The 19,064-nt window shown below is 44.1% G+C and carries 13 protein-coding genes, 6 tRNA genes and 2 pseudogenes; 13 read left to right on the forward strand and 8 right to left on the reverse strand.

What is annotated here, in order from left to right:
- Positions 1–109: 109 nt before the first annotated feature.
- The 6 genes and pseudogenes from E2K52_RS09100 to E2K52_RS09125 form a co-directional block, all read right to left on the reverse strand.
- Positions 110–325, reverse strand: coding sequence for a hypothetical protein (locus E2K52_RS09100; RefSeq protein ID WP_151204827.1), 216 nt, complete (start codon positions 323–325; stop codon positions 110–112).
- A gap of 155 nt (positions 326–480) precedes the next feature.
- Complete coding sequence (locus E2K52_RS09105) at positions 481–1,524, reverse strand: putative 2-aminoethylphosphonate ABC transporter substrate-binding protein (RefSeq protein ID WP_151204828.1); 1,044 nt, start codon at positions 1,522–1,524, stop codon at positions 481–483.
- A gap of 168 nt (positions 1,525–1,692) precedes the next feature.
- Positions 1,693–2,424 carry a UTRA domain-containing protein gene (locus E2K52_RS09110; protein ID WP_151204829.1) on the reverse strand — a complete coding sequence of 244 codons (732 nt, stop codon included), beginning with the start codon at positions 2,422–2,424 and terminating at the stop codon, positions 1,693–1,695.
- Between the two features lie 795 nt (positions 2,425–3,219).
- Positions 3,220–3,309, reverse strand: a tRNA-Ser gene (locus E2K52_RS09115).
- 86 nt (positions 3,310–3,395) lie between these two features.
- Positions 3,396–5,427 (reverse strand): annotated as a pseudogene (locus E2K52_RS09120) (FAD-dependent oxidoreductase).
- Between the two features lie 139 nt (positions 5,428–5,566).
- Positions 5,567–5,920, reverse strand: a complete 354-nt coding sequence (locus tag E2K52_RS09125) for a hypothetical protein (protein ID WP_151204830.1) — start codon at positions 5,918–5,920, stop codon at positions 5,567–5,569.
- Positions 5,921–6,167: 247 nt separating this feature from the next.
- On the opposite strand from E2K52_RS09125, the gene argG reads away from it, so the two are divergent.
- The gene (argG, locus tag E2K52_RS09130) at positions 6,168–7,508 is read left to right on the forward strand and encodes an argininosuccinate synthase (RefSeq protein WP_151204831.1); all 1,341 of its coding nucleotides are present in this window, start codon (positions 6,168–6,170) and stop codon (positions 7,506–7,508) included.
- 407 nt (positions 7,509–7,915) lie between these two features.
- Here the strand turns inward: argG and E2K52_RS09135 are convergent, their stop codons facing one another.
- Positions 7,916–9,187, reverse strand: coding sequence for a GGDEF domain-containing protein (locus E2K52_RS09135; RefSeq protein WP_151204832.1), 1,272 nt, complete (start codon positions 9,185–9,187; stop codon positions 7,916–7,918).
- A 152-nt stretch (positions 9,188–9,339) separates the two neighbouring features.
- Here E2K52_RS09135 and pyrC point away from each other — a divergent pair, with 152 nt between their 5' ends.
- The 12 genes and pseudogenes from pyrC (at position 9,340) to E2K52_RS09190 (ending at position 17,988) form a co-directional block, all read left to right on the forward strand.
- Entirely contained in the window at positions 9,340–10,374 is a 1,035-nt protein-coding gene (gene pyrC, locus E2K52_RS09140) for a dihydroorotase (RefSeq protein ID WP_151204833.1), read from the forward strand.
- Complete coding sequence (gene rnt, locus E2K52_RS09145; RefSeq protein ID WP_151204834.1) at positions 10,359–11,018, forward strand: ribonuclease T; 660 nt, start codon at positions 10,359–10,361, stop codon at positions 11,016–11,018. Before pyrC ends, rnt begins: the two co-directional genes overlap by 16 nt.
- Positions 11,019–11,038: 20 nt before the next feature.
- Positions 11,039–11,114: transfer RNA gene (locus E2K52_RS09150), tRNA-Glu, on the forward strand.
- Between the two features lie 126 nt (positions 11,115–11,240).
- A complete protein-coding gene (locus E2K52_RS15205; RefSeq protein ID WP_171478835.1) occupies positions 11,241–11,399 on the forward strand; it encodes a hypothetical protein in 159 nt (52 codons plus the stop codon).
- A 125-nt stretch (positions 11,400–11,524) separates the two neighbouring features.
- Positions 11,525–12,958 (forward strand): amino acid permease, encoded by a 1,434-nt coding sequence (locus E2K52_RS09155; RefSeq protein ID WP_151204835.1) that lies wholly within the window; start codon positions 11,525–11,527, stop codon positions 12,956–12,958.
- A 276-nt stretch (positions 12,959–13,234) separates the two neighbouring features.
- A tRNA-Glu gene (locus E2K52_RS09160) sits at positions 13,235–13,310 on the forward strand.
- Positions 13,311–13,421: 111 nt separating this feature from the next.
- Positions 13,422–14,834 (forward strand): amino acid permease, encoded by a 1,413-nt coding sequence (locus E2K52_RS09165; protein ID WP_151204836.1) that lies wholly within the window; start codon positions 13,422–13,424, stop codon positions 14,832–14,834.
- Between the two features lie 89 nt (positions 14,835–14,923).
- Positions 14,924–15,827: pseudogene (locus E2K52_RS09170) on the forward strand (alpha/beta fold hydrolase).
- 131 nt (positions 15,828–15,958) lie between these two features.
- Positions 15,959–16,034 (forward strand) — tRNA-Glu (locus tag E2K52_RS09175).
- Positions 16,035–16,059: 25 nt separating this feature from the next.
- Positions 16,060–16,135: transfer RNA gene (locus E2K52_RS09180), tRNA-Glu, on the forward strand.
- Between the two features lie 47 nt (positions 16,136–16,182).
- Positions 16,183–16,258 (forward strand) — tRNA-Glu (locus E2K52_RS09185).
- Positions 16,259–16,566: 308 nt separating this feature from the next.
- Positions 16,567–17,988, forward strand: a complete 1,422-nt coding sequence (locus tag E2K52_RS09190) for an iron-containing redox enzyme family protein (protein WP_151204837.1) — start codon at positions 16,567–16,569, stop codon at positions 17,986–17,988.
- 65 nt (positions 17,989–18,053) lie between these two features.
- Here E2K52_RS09190 and E2K52_RS09195 read toward each other — a convergent pair.
- A partial coding sequence (locus tag E2K52_RS09195; protein ID WP_151204838.1) for an NADH:flavin oxidoreductase/NADH oxidase family protein occupies positions 18,054–19,064 on the reverse strand: 1,011 nt, incomplete at its 5' end.

Raw genomic sequence — 19,064 nt, forward strand, 5'->3', positions numbered from 1 at the left:
CATGAAATACGGTATTCTGATGTGACAAAACCTGAATCCTAGTCGTTAAAGTGTTTGTTTGCACTCATATTTTAACTGTTAGGACTCAGGTTTTTTTATTTAAAGCAAACTATGGGACAGCAGTGACAAACTCCCCCGCTTTTAAATCTAAATTGATATGTTCCAATACTTTTGTGTGGGCAAAAGATTTTTGAATATCTACAGCTTCGAGTACCACTTTCGCATTGGCAGTTGGATAGTTTTTTAAAGTTGACAGTAAATGTCCTGCTGACAACTTTTCCCCTGTTGAAGGCAGAGAGTTTTGTAAATAAGTTGGAATTTGCATACTGTACCTAATTCTAATTTCATTTATTTAAATGACATTTCTTCAATTTCAGTAGAAGCACTATTGTCTTTTTCCTATCTCACCCGGAATCCTGATGCAGGAATTGCCGAGAAGAATCGCTACCGGAGAAATGGATAATTCATCTAATTTCTAATTTACTTCTCGAACTGTGCTGACCATTTTTTTAAAATTGTGTCGCGCTGCGCTGCCGCCCAGTAAAAATCATTTTTCACCAGTTTTTCTGGCAGATCTTTGGGGAAATCGGTATTGCTACTTTGGACATGTTGATGGGCAACCATGGAAAAATTTTGCGCATACGCCTGATTCGCGGCCTGACTGACAGTCCAATCAATAAATTTCTGTGCGCTACTCAATTTCTTGGTGCCTTTTACAATTGCAGAGGCTTCCATGTCCCAACCCAAACCTTCTTTGGGATAAATCACCTCTAACGGCGCACCACGGGATTTGAGTTTAAAGCCCGGATAACCGAATGAAATGCCAATCACGGTTTCACCTTGTGCCGCCATTTTGCAAGGCTTGGAACCAGAGTGAACATATTGAGAAATATTTTTGTCCAATGCCTGCATATAAGACCAGGCTTGCTTTTCACCAAAAATCTGCATCCATGCCGTGACATCCAAATAACCTGTACCACTCGAGGCCGGGTTTGGCATCACGATCATATTTTTATAAATCGGTTTACTGAGATCTTGCCAGGTTTGCGGCATTGGGAGATTTTTCTTCTTTAACTCGACTCGATTAACACATACCGCCGATTCCCAGGCCGTCATGCCTGTCCAGGTCGGAATTTCTTTTTGACTATAAAACTCAGGCTTTAACTGTTCAACATTTTGCGGCCGATAAGGCTGTAGCATCTGCTGTTTTTCCATCACCAATAAACTGGTCAAGGCCAGGCCCATCACTACATCTGCTTGCGGATTTTTTTGTTCGGCCAGCAGTTTTGCAGTAATGACACCGGTAGAATCACGGACCCATTTTACTTTTAATTCAGGATGCGCTTTGCGTAGTTCCCATTGATAACGTTTGAGCTGATCGGCTTCTACGGCGGTATAAACCGTAATTTGTTCAGCATCTGGTGAAACTGAACTGGTGGTACATCCTGATATCAAATAAGCCGTACCAAGGCTCAGGACACATAAACCAATCTTTTTTTTACACTGTTTTAAATACTGACTCATCTGCCATTCCTAGTGAATGCGGCTTCTTGATAATCAGTATTTCAGCAAATATTTATGACAGTTTAATTAATCTGGTTTAAACCAGATTGGTTTTTTTGTTTTAATTAAGGCCAGGTTATCAATAGTAACTAGATCATTGTTGAAATAAATTTCGCTTTTCAACCCGCTCTAAGTTGAAGCTTCAAAATGTAAATCCAGTACATCATGGAGCCAATATTCCTGATCGACATCAGTAATGATGCCGTTTTGATCACGATTGGTTCGACAAATATATAATCCCATGCTTCCTACATTGACATGTAGGGCCTTAGCCTGTTGTTCAGCAAAAGCAGTTGGATAAAGATGGATATGTGCTCGCGTAAGCTGTCGCTGATATTTTTCAGCCATTAGTACAGTGATTGAGTTTTCCAAGTTCTGTGCTAAAAACTCTGGAAAGAGTGTTGCGTTTACTCGAATATGTTCAACCACAGCAGGACGGCCATTAATTGTGCGTCGACGCCAAATTGAATAGATTTGATCTCCAACATTCAGATTTAAATGTTTTGCATCCCATTGAGTTGCAGATACCAGCTCTGCTGAAATAAGCTCTGTGGCGGGAACACTTCCTTGCTCTTGTACATATTGATTAAAGCTTTTGGTAGATTGCGGCAGATAGGCAATGCGAGGGGCACGCACAAACCAGCCGCGACGGTCTAAACGATAAATTAAACCATCCATTTCAAGCGCTAAAAGTGCTTCTCTGACCGCAACACGTGTTGTTGAAAACTGCTCCGATAATAAGCGCTCAGAGGCTAATTTTGTATTACTGCTTAATTGGCCCGACTCAATTTCATGGGCAATTGCATCTCTTATCGCTATATATTTAGGAATACGCTGGGAAGTTGTAGCCAAATCAGACATAAAGGTAAATTTAAAAAAAACTTAAACTACTATACTAAATTTTTAATTTCAAAGTGATGAAAATCAATAATAACTCGTATTCTGCTTAGGCCACTCATTCCATTAATTAAAGAGTTGACTTTGATTCAGCATGCATAAAAAAACAGGCTTCTGAATAGAAAGTTCTCTTTTATATAGATGGTTATGCTTATTAAATTTTTTCTATTGAGCAGGTGGTATTCTCAAATGCAGATCGCGGTGTTTTAAAAATCCCCCATACTTATAGAGGCCTTCGAATTTCTAAAAGTCATCAATTATGCAAAAAAACATAGGAAATCAAACAAGGGGGCTGAAGGGATAAACTACTCGGTAAGCTCTTAATGAGTATCAGCCACTTTTTCAGGTTCATTTATTTTCCACAATTCAGGTAAATAAAGAAATTGAGATGATGCCCTTCATGTAAAATCTCCAAGACAGCCTTCAAATATCCAAGGTCCACAGTCATTTCTTTAGCTTTCGCACGAGCAATACAAATCATCATATTTTATCGTGATGCTTTTTCATCCTCATCAAGCTAGTAGTCAAAGTGTTCAGCTTGCAAAATCGCAGTTTCACAAGTACCACAGATTGGTGCTGTCATTGATACGTGTCATTAGCTTCATTATTAACGTGATGAATATATGCTTTGGGCACAGTTTGCCTCAAGCTCACCTAAATAAGCAGCCGCCAATCTTCCATTTATGTATCCAACAAAGTATACAACTAAAATCACGCCCAAAAAAAAGACCCTTGATGATCAAGGGTCTTTTAGATATTTGGCGGAAGCGGTGAGATTCGAACTCACGGAGGACTCACACCCTCGTCGGTTTTCAAGACCGGTGCATTAAACCGCTCTGCCACGCTTCCATGGCCGCTATCATACGAATCTTTCAGCCAGCTGACAAGTGAAAAGTACAATGAATGCAATCAACTGCATATAGTTTCATCAACTCTTACAATTTAGCTGCCAATTCAGCACCCTCACGGATTGCACGTTTAGCATCCAGCTCAGCCGCAAGCTTGGCCCCACCAATAATATGATAATTGGCCAGCGTATGTTGACCTTCGGCTGGCATTAATGCTTTGACCGATTCTTGACCTGCACAGACCACCACACTATCTACACGCAGTAACTGGTCATGACCACCAACTTCAATCCATAAGCCTTCATCCGTGACTGCTTTATACTGCACTCCCCGCAGCATGCGTACACCGTGTTTCTTTAATTGTGCACGGTGTACCCAGCCGGAAGTTTTACCCAGACCTGCGCCAAGAGCAGTGGTTTTACGTTGTAGCAAATAAATTTCCCGGACTGGCGGTTCTACTTCAGCAGGCTGCATTCCGCCTTCGCTGATATAGTTTGGATTCGGATCAACTCCCCATTCACGCTTCCAGTCTTCTAGCGGTTGTGGCTGAGGCTGATGCGGTGGTTTTAACAAAAATTCTGAAACATCAAAACCGATCCCACCTGCCCCAATCACCGCAACCCGATCACCTACCGGTGCACCACGTAAAACTTCTGCACAGCACTTGTGGCGCCTCACTACCCGGAATTTTCAACTCACGCGGAATCACCCCTGTGGCAATAATGACTTCATCAAAGCCTTCGCGTTCCAGCTGTTCTTGATTGACCCGGGTATTCAGACGAACATCCACCCCATTTTTTTCCAGCTGCACCTTGAAATAGCGGATCGTTTCATGGAACTCTTCTTTGCCTGGTATGACTTTGGCTAGGTTAAACTGCCCGCCAACTTCATCACTTGCTTCAAATAAAGTCACCTCATGGCCGCGACTGGCAGCAACGCTCGCTGCCGACATGCCGGCCACACCTCCACCAACGACAGCGATACTTTTCGGTTTTTTAGTTTTTACATATACCAGTTCAGTTTCGTAGGCGGCGCGCGGATTGACCAGACAGGTTGCCCGTTTATTTTTAAAAGTATGATCCAGACAGGCCTGGTTGCAGGCAATACATGTGTTAATTTCATCGACCCGATTGGTTGCCGTTTTATTGACCCAGAAAGCATCTGCCAATAATGGTCGTGCCATTTGAATCATATCGGCCTGACCAGAGGCCAAAATCGCTTCTGCTGTATCAGGCATGTTAATCCGGTTCGATGCAATTACCGGGACGGTGACATGCTTTTTAACTTCTGCGGTGTAATCAACAAAAGCTGCTCGCGGCACAGAAGTTACAATGGTAGGAATACGTGCCTCATGCCAGCCAATCCCGGTATTTAGCAAGGTAATACCGGTTTTTTCCAGGGCCTGAGCCACCGTAATCACTTCCTGCATGGTGTTACCGTCATGCACCAGGTCCAGCAAGGACAAGCGGAAGCAGATAATAAATTTCTCACCCACTTCTGCACGGATGGCTTTAACAATTTCTAATGCAAAACGCATGCGGTTTTCAATTGCCCCCCCCCAGCGGTCAGTACGCTGATTCACATGCCAGCTAAGAAACTGGTTTAGTAAATAGCCTTCAGAACCCATAATTTCGACCCCGTCATAGCCCGCTTTTTTGGCCAGGCTGGCAGTTTTGGCATAGTCCTGAATAGTTTCCAGAATCTGTTTTTCAGACATCTGGCGAGGTTTAAAAGGTGAAATCGGTGACTTGATCGGGCTGGCTGAAACCACAAAAGGCTGATAGCCATAACGGCCCGCATGCAGAATCTGTAAAAGAATTTTGGCGCCATGTTTATGGACGGCATGCGTGACCAGACGGTGTGGAGCAATATCTCCCAGCGTATTCATAGTTCCGCCAGCAGGCAGTAACCAGCCCTGACGGTTAGGTGAAATCCCGCCAGTAATTAATAGCCCCACGCCACCTTTGGCGCGCTCACCAAAATAGGCAGCCAGTTTCGGATAATTATAAAAACGGTCTTCCAGCCCTGTATGCATTGAACCCATTACCACCCGATTTTTAATCGTCGTGAACCCCAAATGTAATGGTTTTAAAATATTTGCATAACGCGTATTGGTCATAAGATCTTCCTGTTTTTATTTAGCCCAAGCCTATTCCTCTTACTTTAACTGATTTCACACGGCTTTTTATGACTATCAGGTCTGCTTTCTCAGGCATAAATCCCAATCTGTGTCGTCATGCTGCATCTGGTTTTTTCAATTACTGTTGCCATTGCCGTGCGCTTGCTTTCCACAAGGCAATCACGCCTAAAACTGTACCGACTGGAAAACTGAGCAGCATCAGAATGGCCATGATTCTGGACAGTGTCCGACCACCGCGATTGCCCTGTTTGACCTTAAGCGATGCCTGAATATTCAAGTAAATCATCAACGCCAGCAATAACAGGATAAATCCTAAGCTCATAACTGAAATTGTCGACTGCTGATATTCCAGATAGCTGAATACAATCGTAGTAAACACCAGCAGACCGGCATAAATACCATGGATCAAGGCCAAGGTTTCATTTTTGGGTTTAGGATTCAGGTTAGGTAAAGGGGGAATACGTGTCGTCATTTTGGGTGCCTCAGCGAATCACTTTTTATCTATTGATGATGAATATAGCGAATATTGCTGATATTCAGCAGTATTTTCAAAAAAACAAGCGCATTTGAAGTGATTTCAGACTATTGATTTCAAATTTTAAACCGAGTTTTCCTTTTCTAAAGCACACCTAAATAAAATAATGATACAATTGATACAATATATGTTTTTTTCAGGCCACCACTTCTGGCGTGCCTATTTCATATCATTAGGATGAACAATGTCTGATAATGCAACTATCTTGCAGAATGTCCCAGTAGGTAAAAAAGTTGGTATTGCCTTTTCTGGTGGTCTAGATACTTCTGCAGCTCTTTTGTGGATGAAACAAAAAGGCGCTGAGCCTTATGCTTACACAGCAAACCTGGGTCAGCCTGATGAAGACGATTACGATGCAATTCCCCAAAAAGCTGAAGCTTATGGCGCTGTAAAAGCACGTTTGATCGACTGCCGTCTACAACTTGCATTAGAAGGTATTGCAGCCATTCAATGTGGTGCATTCCATATTTCTACAGGTGGCGTTCCTTATTTTAATACCACGCCACTTGGCCGTGCAGTAACAGGTACGATGCTTGTAACTGCTATGAAAGAAGATGATGTAAACATCTGGGGTGATGGTTCAACCTATAAAGGAAACGACATCGAACGTTTCTACCGCTATGGTCTGTTGACCAACCCGGCACTCAAGATCTACAAACCTTGGTTAGACCAGACGTTTATTGACGAACTAGGTGGCCGTGCAGAAATGTCACAGTTCCTGATCGACAATGGCTTTGACTACAAAATGTCAAAAGAAAAAGCTTACTCAACTGACTCAAATATGTTGGGTGCAACTCACGAAGCCAAAGATCTTGAATATCTGGACGCTGGTATTAAAATCGTTGAGCCAATCATGGGGGTAGCTTTCTGGAAAGAAGATGTTGAGGTTACGCCTGAAGAAGTATCGATTACTTTTGAAGAAGGTTTCCCGGTTGCCATCAACGGTCAACGTATCGAAGATCCGGTGGAGTTCATTCTTGAGGCGAACCGTATCGGTGGCCGTCATGGTCTAGGTATGTCAGACCAGATCGAAAACCGTATCATCGAAGCGAAATCTCGTGGTATCTACGAAGCTCCGGGTATGGCGCTGCTTCACATCGCTTATGAACGTCTGGTAACAGGTATCCATAACGAAGATACGATTGAACAATACCGTATCAACGGTTTACGTTTAGGCCGTCTACTTTACCAAGGGCGCTGGTTCGATTCTCAAGCCTTAATGCTGCGTGAAACTGCACAGCGTTGGGTCGCAAAAGCCGTCACAGGTACTGTAACGCTTGAGCTACGCCGTGGTAATGACTACACCATTATGAACACTGAATCTCCAAACCTGACTTATGAAGCTGAGCGTTTGACCATGGAGAAAGCTGATTCAATGTTCTCTCCTATGGATCGTATCGGTCAATTGACCATGCGTAACCTGGACATTACTGACACTCGTGCAAAATTAGGCATCTATACAGATTCTGGTTTGTTATCTGTAGGTACAGGTTCTGCTGTTCCTCAACTTAAAGACAAAAACTAAGTCCTTGGGCTGAACTCCTTTAAGTTGTAAAACCGCTTTTGATGAGCAATGCCAGTCAGTTAAACATTGACTGGCATTTTTTATGCTTTATCAGCGGCCTAGAAAGACAATTAATAATTTCTAAAGCAATTCAGCATTTAAAATCGCCCTTGATCAGTTTCCTGATTTTTTAAAGTAACTTTCATCTACTGGACAAATTTAATTCTAATATTTTGCTGCAAGCTTGCCTTCTTTGCTTTTGAAAGCGCAGATAGGATTAAATATATACAGTCAGCAAGAAAAGCTTTCCATTTGTCTCTCGCATTGCTGCCTTAAACACCTACCCTTTTCGCCCTCATACATTGCGACAAATATTCAATTTAAAATCAGTGATTTATCTTTAGAAACACGATTGAGTAGCGTTTATTTTAAGAATTCACCATACCTGCATTTACTGAGCGAATCGACTGATAATAAATCTGGTTACGTCCCAACTGCTTGGCCCGATACAGGGCCTGATCGGCAATCTGCAATAAACTGTCCTTATCAAGATTTTCTTCACTACGATAGACCGTGATGCCTAAGCTGATCGTAATCTGATCAGAGATATGAGATTTTTCATGAGGAATTCGCAGTCGATCAATCGCTTTAAAAATGTTGGAAGCCACTGCATAGGCCCCGTGTGCATCAGTTTCCGGCAGCAGCACCACAAACTCTTCACCGCCATAACGCGCGACAAAGTCCATGTGCCGAATCGCATTTTTAATGGTTAAGGCAATACTGGAAATAACATCATCACCTTTTTGGTGCCCATAATAATCATTATAATTTTTAAAAAAATCCACGTCGATAAACAGGATGGCTAAGGCACTTTCATTACACTGTGCCTGCCTGAAAAAAACATCCAGGGTTTCATCCAGAGTTCGACGATTAGAAATTTTTGTCAGCTCGTCCTGCTGACTTAGATGCAACAGCTCGGTGGTGTGAATACGCTGGATTTTTTCACTGATTTTGGCACGCCTACTGTATAAAAAGATCATTCTTTCGCGTGCAAAAATCATATGACTAATTACATAACCCAGCAAACAACTTCCCACCAAAATCCGGCCAAATACCAGCGGATTAAACACCACCGCCATGCTGAGCAGCAGCAGGATCGTAGTGAGCGCTGCCATTAAGCCGGTGATCAGCATCTGCACAGGTTTAATCCCGGTCAAGATATAGCCCAGAATATAAATGATCGTCATGATCGCCATTGACTGATGTTGTAAGCTCTCGGCCTGCATAGACATGTTGATATAAGAAATAGACACCAGCAACCAGAACACCAATATCATTGAGGCTTGCGAAAAAAAGCGTTTCAGTTTAGGAAGTGATGCGACCAGATAGAAGAGTACCAGAGAGATTGCACCATTTAGCAAGCCTAACAGGCAGAGTATGAAATCATGCAAGAAATACTGGGGATCAGCAATCCAGTAATCGGTGGGAATCATGATCAGCAAAAAAATGAAATAGCTCAACACGCCTCCCCAGACGTATTTTTCTACATGCTTGCGTGCACGTTCCAAATGTTTGCTGCAAAACTCCTGCTCCAGACTTTTCGGAAATATTGAGCCGATACGCTGACTTTGGCTTGCAATAAGCTGTTCTATTTTTTCTTTGTCGTTCTGCAATTTTGCAAGATTGTACTTGTAGTCCATTGCCAAGTATTTATGTAATTTTTTTATTAATTACAAAATAACATACTTTTATAAATTAATTTATAGCGCTCATTTATTTTATATCCCTTTCTCGTTACCATTTTTGCTATAGATGGATTATCATTTGTTTTATTTCTCCGATTGAATTCACCTTGGATACGATTACGATTCTCCAGCCAGACGACTGGCATGCTCATCTGCGTGATGGTTTAGCACTACAACGCACCGTTCCTGATTTAGCCAAACAGTTTTCCCGTGCGATCTGTATGCCGAATCTTGTTCCCCCGGTTAAAACGGTGGAAGAAGCCCTCAGCTACCGTGAACGCATTATGGCGCACGTACCGGAAGGCTGTGATTTTGATCCCCGTATGGTGCTGTATTTCACTGACAATACTTTGCCAAGCGAAGTCCAAAAGATTAAAAACTCTGCCCATGTCAATGCCATCAAGCTCTACCCTGCTGGTGCCACCACCAACTCGGATAGCGGCGTGAGCGACATCAGCAAAGTCTATGCCGTCATTGAACAGCTGGAAGAGCACCAGGTGCCCTTACTTCTACATGGTGAAGTCACCCAGCATCATGTGGATATTTTTGACCGTGAAAAACGTTTTCTGGACGAAGTTCTGGCACCTTTGCTAAGACAGTTTCCGAAACTGAAACTGGTCCTTGAGCATATCACCACCAGTGAAGCGGCGAACTTTGTACTGGAACAGGATCGCAATGTAGCGGCCACCATTACTCCACAGCATCTGTTGTTTAACCGCAATGATATGCTGGTCGGGGGGGTGAAACCGCACTTCTACTGTTTGCCAATTTTAAAACGTCAAACCCATCAGCAGACTCTGCTTGAAGTGGCCACTAGTGGTAACCCTAAATTCTTCCTGGGTACGGACAGCGCGCCGCACTCCAAGAATGCCAAAGAAAATGCTTGTGGCTGTGCGGGTTGCTATAGCGCACCGACGGCAATCGAGCTGTATGCCCAAGCCTTTGATCAGGTCGGGAAGATTGAACGTCTGGAAGGCTTTGCCAGCCACTTTGGAGCAGATTTCTACGGTCTGCCACGCAATACCAATACGATTACACTGGTCAAACAAGACCAGGTGATTCCTGAAAGTCTAGACTACTTGGATGGTGAACAGATTATTCCGCTTTATGCCGGGAAGACCATCCAATGGAGAAAAATGTGACAATTGAAACTCTTCCAGTCATTGGTCAGCGTTTCCGTGGATTTTTACCTGTTGTTGTCGATGTTGAAACAGCAGGTTTTAATGCACAGACTGATGCCCTGTTAGAAATCGCAGCCATTCCGATTGTATATAATGAAGATGGCCAGTTTATGCCAGGTGAAGCTTTTCATGCCCATATCAATCCTTTTGAAGGTGCCAACCTAGATCGCCGCTCTCTGGAGTTTATTGGAATTGATCCCTCCAATCCCATGCGGATCGCCATGGCTGAAGATGAAAAAACTGCATTAAAGCGTATTTTCAAATCAGTCAATGAGGTACGTCGTCAGCAAAACTGCACCCATGCAGTTTTGGTCGGACACAATGCGCATTTCGACTTAGGCTTTGTACAGGCCGCGATTGCCCGTACCGGAACCAAAAACCAGAACCCGTTTCACAGTTTTTCTGTCTTTGATACTGTGACCTTAAGCGCAGTGATGTTCGGTCAGACCGTCCTGGCAAAATCCTGTATTCAGGCTGGAATTGAGTTTGATGGCAAAGAAGCCCATTCTGCATTATACGATACGCAAAAGACGGCTGAACTGTTTTGCTATATTTTAAACAAACTCGCACCTCACCTGCTTGACACTTGGGTGGCGGATCAATAAGATACCGCCATCTTCTAAACGTCCCTATCGTCTAGAGGCCTAGGACATCGCCCTTTCACGGCGGTAACCGGGGTTCGAATCCCCGTAGGGACGCCATCTTCTGTTTTCGAAATCATTGTTGCACTTTATCTGAAAAGCCCAGCTGTACTCGTACCTGCTTAACTGCCTTTTTGAGTCTGCTTCAGCTATAATTCATCCAGTTCCCTATTTTATATTGTCGTCATGTTAAAAAAGATCTTACTGGTTCTGATGATTCTGGCTCCTTCGGCTTTGTACCTGTACATGGTCTCCGGTGATGATACTGCAACAACCCAGTCAGAGCCGGCTCCTTCTTCCGCTAAACCGGCAGAATCACCACGCTATTCGACTCCAGACCACTAAAATGAGTGGTCTTTTACCTATTTCTTAAATAAAAGCAATTAATTTATAAAAAATTCCAATTTATGTGAAATTTCATTCAATTAAAACTAGAATAGTCTTTTTCAAGTACATTTCCCAATTCATTTATGCAACCTGCTTCTCCTCCTTCACAGCAGTCCCCTGTTGATGAGGGACATACCCCTTCTTTAAAACGTGCCATGGGCACCCGTCATCTGATTATGCTTTCCCTTGGGGGGGCCATTGGCACCGGCCTGTTCATGGGCTCAGGTGAAGTCATCTCTCAGGCAGGTCCTTTAGGGGCAGTGCTGGCTTATATTGTCGGGGGCCTGATTGCCTATATGGTCATGCTGTGCCTGGGTGAGCTGGCTGTACATTTGCCAGTATCCGGTTCATTCGGTGCTTTTGCTACAAATTATATTGGTCCGGGTACAGGCTATATGGTGTCCTGGATGTACTGGCTGGGCTGGTCTGCAACTCTCGGGACTGAATTTACCGCTGCTGCCATTCTTATGCAGGAATGGTTCCCTCAGACGTCTATCTGGTTATGGACGCTGATCTTTGCTGCTGGCGTACTGATCTCCAACCTCAGCTCAACCCGTACTTTTGCAGAGTCTGAATTCTGGCTGTCGCTGGTGAAAGTGGCCACCGTCCTGATCTTCATTATTCTGGGTTTTGGCTGTATCTTTGGTTTTATTCCTTTTCAAGGCTATGAATCTGCCCCCCTCTTCGGCAATCTGACCCAACATGGCTGGCTACCCAATGGCTTGATTCCACTGTTTACTACCCTACTCATCGTGAACTTCGCCTTTAACGGCACAGAAATGATCGGGATTGCTGCAGGTGAAACAGAAAATCCTGAGAAAAATGTGCCAAAGGCCATTCATGCAGCGGTCTGGCGCCTGATCATTTTCTTTGTCGGCACCATTATCGTCATCAGTTCTTTACTGACTTACACTGACGCTGGTTTGCAGGTGGGCGGAGATGGTGGCTTGAGTAGCAGTCCTTTCGTCTCGGTATTTACCCAGATGGGGATTCCATATGCTGAGGACTTTATCCGCTTTGTGATCATTACCGCACTGTTATCTACAGCCAACTCTGGCCTTTATGCCGCTTCGCGCATGATGTGGGCGCTGTCTTCACAAAATCAGCTGCCGCGGGTATTTGCCAAGGTCAGCAAGTCCGGCGTGCCTTATATTGCGGTTTGGGTGACCATGATTGGCGGCTTACCTGGCTTATTGTCTGAACAGTTCGAAGCCGATGTCATCTTTAAAAACCTGCTCGGTGTAGCGGCCTTTACCATGGTAATCGTATGGATGAGTATCTGCTGGAGCCAGTTTAATTTCCGTCGTCAGTGGCTTAAACAGGGCCGCAGTGTATCGGAGCTTAAATTCCGTACCCCGTGGTTCCCGCTGGTACCGATTCTCGGCTTTATTGCCTGTACTGCGACCGGCCTGAGTATGGCAGCAGATCCAGAAATGCTGTCGGGCTTTATCGGCTGTCTGTTATTTATGGCTGCCTGCTATGCCAGCTATTACTGGCTATATCATCCAAAATCTTAGGTTCTACACTAAAAATTCCTAGCGTTGCTGCAATAAGCCCAATTTTTATTGGGTTTATGCGAGGGCCTGTTGACCCTTCATGGATGTTTGCGACCACGCAATCCATTTATGAAATATCAACAGACCCTCTATTTAGAGTTAAAAATCACCTGAACTCTCCTATTCCAATAAAATAATTTTATGTTTTGCTTAATGTTTAAACTATTAAATAAGTTTTCATAAAAAGCCTTTTGACAAATTTAAGCTGAGTCCTTAATATACGCATCACCTCGCAACGTCCCTATCGTCTAGAGGCCTAGGACATCGCCCTTTCACGGCGGTAACCGGGGTTCGAATCCCCGTAGGGACGCCATCTATTGATCACATCTGATCAAGCCTTAGACACAATCCATATTAATACATTGCAGATTTGTAGTTTTTCACTACAATAACCCGCTTTACTTCTCTGGTTTTTTTGACTCCTATGCATTCATCTCCGAATGATGCTACGCATCAGGGCAATTCTGCGCCTTTAAAACGCGCTATGAGTACTCGACATCTGGTCATGATTTCGCTTGGCGGCGCCATTGGAACAGGCCTGTTTTTAGGTTCGGGTGAAGTCATTGCACAAACGGGGCCAATAGGTGCCATTCTTGCTTATTTCCTCGGCGGGATCATCGCTTATATGGTGATGCTCTGTCTGGGTGAGCTTGCAGTTCATATGCCTGATTCAGGTTCTTTTGGCGCCTATGCCAAACGCTATATTGGACCAGGAACAGGCTATACCATTACCTGGCTCTACTGGCTGACCTGGTCGGTGACCCTGGGAACTGAATTTACCGCTGCCGCCTTGCTGATGCAGGAATGGCTTCCGGACAGTTCCATGTGGATGTGGACGCTGGTCTTTGGCGCGCTGGTCTTCACGCTGAATATGATTTCGACCCGCTGGTTTGCCGAATCCGAATTCTGGCTGGCGCTGGTAAAAGTCGTCACCGTCATTGCCTTTATCCTGCTCGGTTTATTGGCCATTTTCGGGGTTCTGGATTATCAAGGCCAAGAAACAGCACCGCTGTTCAGTAACCTGACCGCCCAAGGCTGGTTCCCTGAGGGACTGTTCCCGATTTTCACCACCATGCTGATTGTGAACTTTGCTTTCTCGGGCACCGAACTGATTGGGGTCGCAGCAGGTGAAACCAAAGACCCGGCCAAGAACGTGCCAAAAGCCATCAATACCGCAATTTTCCGCCTGCTGATTTTCTTTGTGGGTACGATTGTGGTGGTAACTTCACTTCTGCCCCATCAAGAAGCAGGACTGGCCGTTGAAGGCGTGAGTAACAGTCCGTTTGTAACCGTATTCCAGCATATCGGTATTCCCTATGCAGAAGATATTATTCGCTTTGTTATTATCACCGCACTATTGTCGGCAGCCAACTCTGGCCTATTTGCCGCGTCGCGCATGATGTGGTCACTGTCCTATAGCAAACAGTTGCCCGCTGTCTTTTCACGCGTGAATGCCAAAGGAATTCCTTATATCGCAGTCATTGTGACAATGATTGGCGCAATGCCGGGCCTATTGTCAGAACAGTTTGCACCGGAAACTATTTTTACCAACTTGTTGGGTATCGCAGCATTTACCATGGTCGTGGTCTGGATGAGTATCTGCTTGAGCCAGTTCAATTTCCGCCGCCAATGGTATAAGGATGGTCATAGTGTCAAAGAACTGGGCTTTGCAGCTCCACTGTTCCCGATTGTACCGATTTTAGGCTTCCTGTTCTGCCTGATCACCTGTATCAGCATGGTCTTTGATCCGAGCATGCGCATCAGTTTCTTTGGCTGTCTGCTGTTTATTGCAGTGTGTTATGCCAGCTACTATGCCTTCTATCACAAAAAAGTGTAGGGCTTAAAGCCAACAAAAGAGCAGCTTTCGCTGCTCTTTTTTTATCTATACTGTAAATAGATATATGGAGCCACTCGAATGAGGCACCGATGAAAATTATTTATATTCATGGAATAAACAAACAGCAGTTTACATCTGCCTCATTACGTCAACATTGGCTACATATTTTTAAAAAAGGTCTTCGGAAAAACCATCAACTGGCCTGCTTTTCTCATTTAAAACGCCATATCCGCATCGCTTTTTATGGCGACTTACTGTTAAAGCATCATCTGCACAATGTTCTCAATGCCAGCACTCTTATGCCTCAGGACTGGCCACACTTCCCGTTTCATCATCCCATCAACATTCCGCCAGAGCATTCCCTCCCTCCGCATAAAGTTGAGACTTGTGAAATTCCAGAGTTAAATGTAGAAGATGCTGTGGGTTTTAACCAGAAATTAAAATTTATTACTACTTTAAGTAAAAATACAGCCTTACGTGATTTTGTTGTATTGCTAAATTATTTTCCCGGCTTACATGGCACTCTGATCAAGAAATTTCTGATTGAAATCTATCTTTATCTGGCCAATCCTGATTTTATGCAGCAAGTTCACCAGCGTATTGCCCAGCAACTTTATGGTCAGCAGCCCTGTATTGTAATTGCCCATTCGCTGGGCAGTGTCATTGCCTATAATTATCTGGTTCATCATCCAGAACTGAATGTCCAGCGCTTTATTACGCTCGGATCGCCGTTGGCTTTTAGGGTAATACAGACTCATCTGCCTCAGCCCGTGGTCCGGCCTGCTGCCATTTGTGGTGACTGGATCAACTTTTATTCACATGATGATTTTTTGACAACGTTTCCCCTGACAGAAGCCCCTTTTTTATTTGAACCTGCCATTATTAATCATGAAATACGCACCTCCCCCCGAACATCCGCATGATATTGATGGTTATATCCAGCATCCAGACGTGGTAGCAGCCATCCTGCACATGCTTAAAAAATCATCTTAAATTCTGTATTTTTCAAGTATTTCCACCATATTGTTTTAAAATTATGCGCTCAGCAGAAAAAACAGGAAAAATTCTGGAAAAGCGTTTGACACCTCCTAATTTTCACCCTACTATACGCCCACCTCTGAAACGTCCCTATCGTCTAGAGGCCTAGGACATCGCCCTTTCACGGCGGTAACCGGGGTTCGAATCCCCGTAGGGACGCCAATTTTCAGAAGTATTATTTTATCAAGTCCCTATCGTCTAGAGGCCTAGGACATCGCCCTTTCACGGCGGCAACCGGGGTTCGAATCCCCGTAGGGACGCCATACTTTAAATCAAAAGGTATGGTAGATTAAAATATTACTTCTCATTTGTCCCTATCGTCTAGAGGCCTAGGACATCGCCCTTTCACGGCGGTAACCGGGGTTCGAATCCCCGTAGGGACGCCATATTCGAGAACACTTTTTTTAAAAGAAAGATCTCACAAAAAAGCCCAAGCATGATGACTTGGGCTTTTTTTTATTACCTACACATTCAATTCCATTTTTTTATCTTTTGATCAATTTCATGGGATTGCAGTTTTCTTTTTGATAAACAATTCATTCAAAAATTTCATTCTTTTACATTTATCTTCATCTCGTTATCGATTCATTTTCATTTACAGCAATCACACTATAAATATGAACAAAAAATCAACACCGAGCATATCAGCATGCCGTTAAGGTAGAAAGCATACTATATCTGCAAGGATCAGATTATGTTCGTCAGTACCAAGTCAAGTTCGTCTGAATCATCTATTAAAAACCATAACCATCAATTTAAAAATTTTAAAGATTGGGTCAACTTCTTTCAGGATCAACAGATTTCAACGGCGGTCAAGACCGAACAGGCGGAGCACTATTTAAGCGATTTAATCCAGCAAGTTGATGTGGTGGGCATGGAATGGCTGGATCAGCCAGCTTATGTAGAACAGCATTTTCTGGAACAGCACCATCAAACTTGTGCGCTTTTCCAGTCATATCTAGAACGGCGCAAACAGCAGCAAGGACGGGAATATTTTCCCACTGTGGCTCACGCCTTTGAGTTTTTAGCCAAAGTGGCTCCGGTGAAACTGGTAGATGGTTCGTGGTTGTATTCAAGTGTACAAAACTGGAATCGTCCGGAAAATAAAGACCTGATTTATATCTATCTGGAAGAACTCGGCATGGGGCATACTTGCGCCAATCATGTCACCATGTATCAGGAGCTGCTCAACCATTATGAGTTAAACAGTTATGCCGAGCAGCTGGATGTCAGCTATTATGAACAGGCGGCAGTACAACTGGCGCTGGCCTATGCTCCTCCAGAATATCTGCCCTTAGTGATTGGATTTAATCTTGGCTATGAACAATTGCCTTTACATCTCTTAATCACCAATTACGAGCTGGCTGAACTGGCTATCGACCCGCATTATTTCAATGTGCATATCACCATTGATAATGCGCACAATGGTCATGCCCACAAATCGTTACAAGCTTATTTAGATCATTATGCTCTCGCGGAAGATCCTGCACAGTATCTGGACCTGATCAAAAAAGGTTATGTACTGAATGATATTGGTAAAAGTTCTACCGAGATCATCACGCAACTAAATCCTGAGCAACTGGCCTTGAAAGTATTCCAAAATAAGGCTCTGATCGGACAATATATCCATAACCAGAAGTGCCAGTTTAGCGGTAAAACCATCAATGAATGGCTCTCTGACCCGGCGCAGATTGCTGACTTCCTCAAAGTCATGGTTGAAAAAGGCTGGATTGTAAAAGATGCAGCAGTAGAACAGAGCCGTTTCTGGAAAATCATTGATGATCCGGACGGGAAAATGTTTGGCGTATTTAATGCCACTGAAAAGCAGATTATTAAAGACTGGATTCAGGGAGCGACATTGGCTGCCCGCCTGTCTACAGGTAGCAAATCTCAGCTAAATCATCAGACGGAATCAGTATTAAACCGTATCGATCAGCAACAGATTCATCAACTGAAAAACCGTTTGAATCGCTGTGCCGCTGCCGAGCAGAAGATTGATTTATTGATTCCTTATGTGGCGCCACATATGCACCATCAGGAAGTCGGTTTATGGGCTACACGTCAGCTTTCCCAGCTACTCTTCCCCTTCCAGACTCAGGCCATGACCTATTCCTAAACAAGTCACTGATAAAAGACAGGGCATTTAAAATGCCCTGTCTTTTTTGCTTCAATTTATAGATATCAAGCTGATTTACGTGAATTGATCTGACCTTTAATCACGGCTTTTACATTACCTTTTAAATAATTCAGAAAAACTTTTAGAGGTGATAGTTTTGGATTCGGCTGATTGCCTTTGGCAATTTCCTTAAACTGTGCGGCATACCAGATAATTTCCATAATGGCCATTTTATCAACCATTGGAATACCGGTTCTAATTTTCTCCACGGCATATCGCACATCCTCCCCGGCAACCAGACGATCACCCAGATCAGGCTCAACCGCAAATGGGCGGGCAATACCCACAAATTCACATGCACCACTTTCCAAGGCAGCATTCATACCCGCTGCAGTACGGAAGCCACCCGTCACCATCAGATGGCAATTTACTTCCTGACGAATCTTCTCGGCAAAGTCGAGGAAATAGGCCTCTCGTGCCACGGTTGAAGCTTTACGTTTTTCCGCTTTTACTCCTGCCATGGCCGGTGCTTCATAAGTCCCGCCAGATACCTCGATCATATCAATACCTGCGGCATCCATGGCTTTAAAGACATAGATCACATCTTCTTCAGTAATACCACCACGCTGGAAATCCGCGGAGTTCAGCTTGACTGAGATAATGAAGTTTTCCGAGGTTGCTGCACGCACCGCCTGATAAGTCTCAAGCAGAAAACGGCTGCGGTTTTCAATACTGCCACCCCACTGGTCCTGACGCTTATTCGTCAGCGGTGATAAAAACTGGCTGATCAGATAACCATGTGCGCCATGTAATTGCACACCTTCAAACCCGGCCTTTTCACAGATGGCTGCTGAAGTCGCAAAGCGCTGAATAATATCTAGAATCTCATCTTCACCTAGTTCACGCGGTGTCCCAAAACTCACTGCCAGCGCCGGGCTAAAAGGCACAGCTGAAGGTGCAACCGTTTCTTTATTTAATCCTTTAGGACACTGACGTCCCGGATGAGACAACTGAACCAGCTGCACCATACCATGACGCTTGCCCACTTCAGCCCACGCCTGGAGCTGCGCCAGATC

The sequence above is a fragment of the Acinetobacter sp. RF14B genome (assembly GCF_006864105.1).
Classification (GTDB): domain Bacteria; phylum Pseudomonadota; class Gammaproteobacteria; order Pseudomonadales; family Moraxellaceae; genus Acinetobacter; species Acinetobacter lwoffii_C.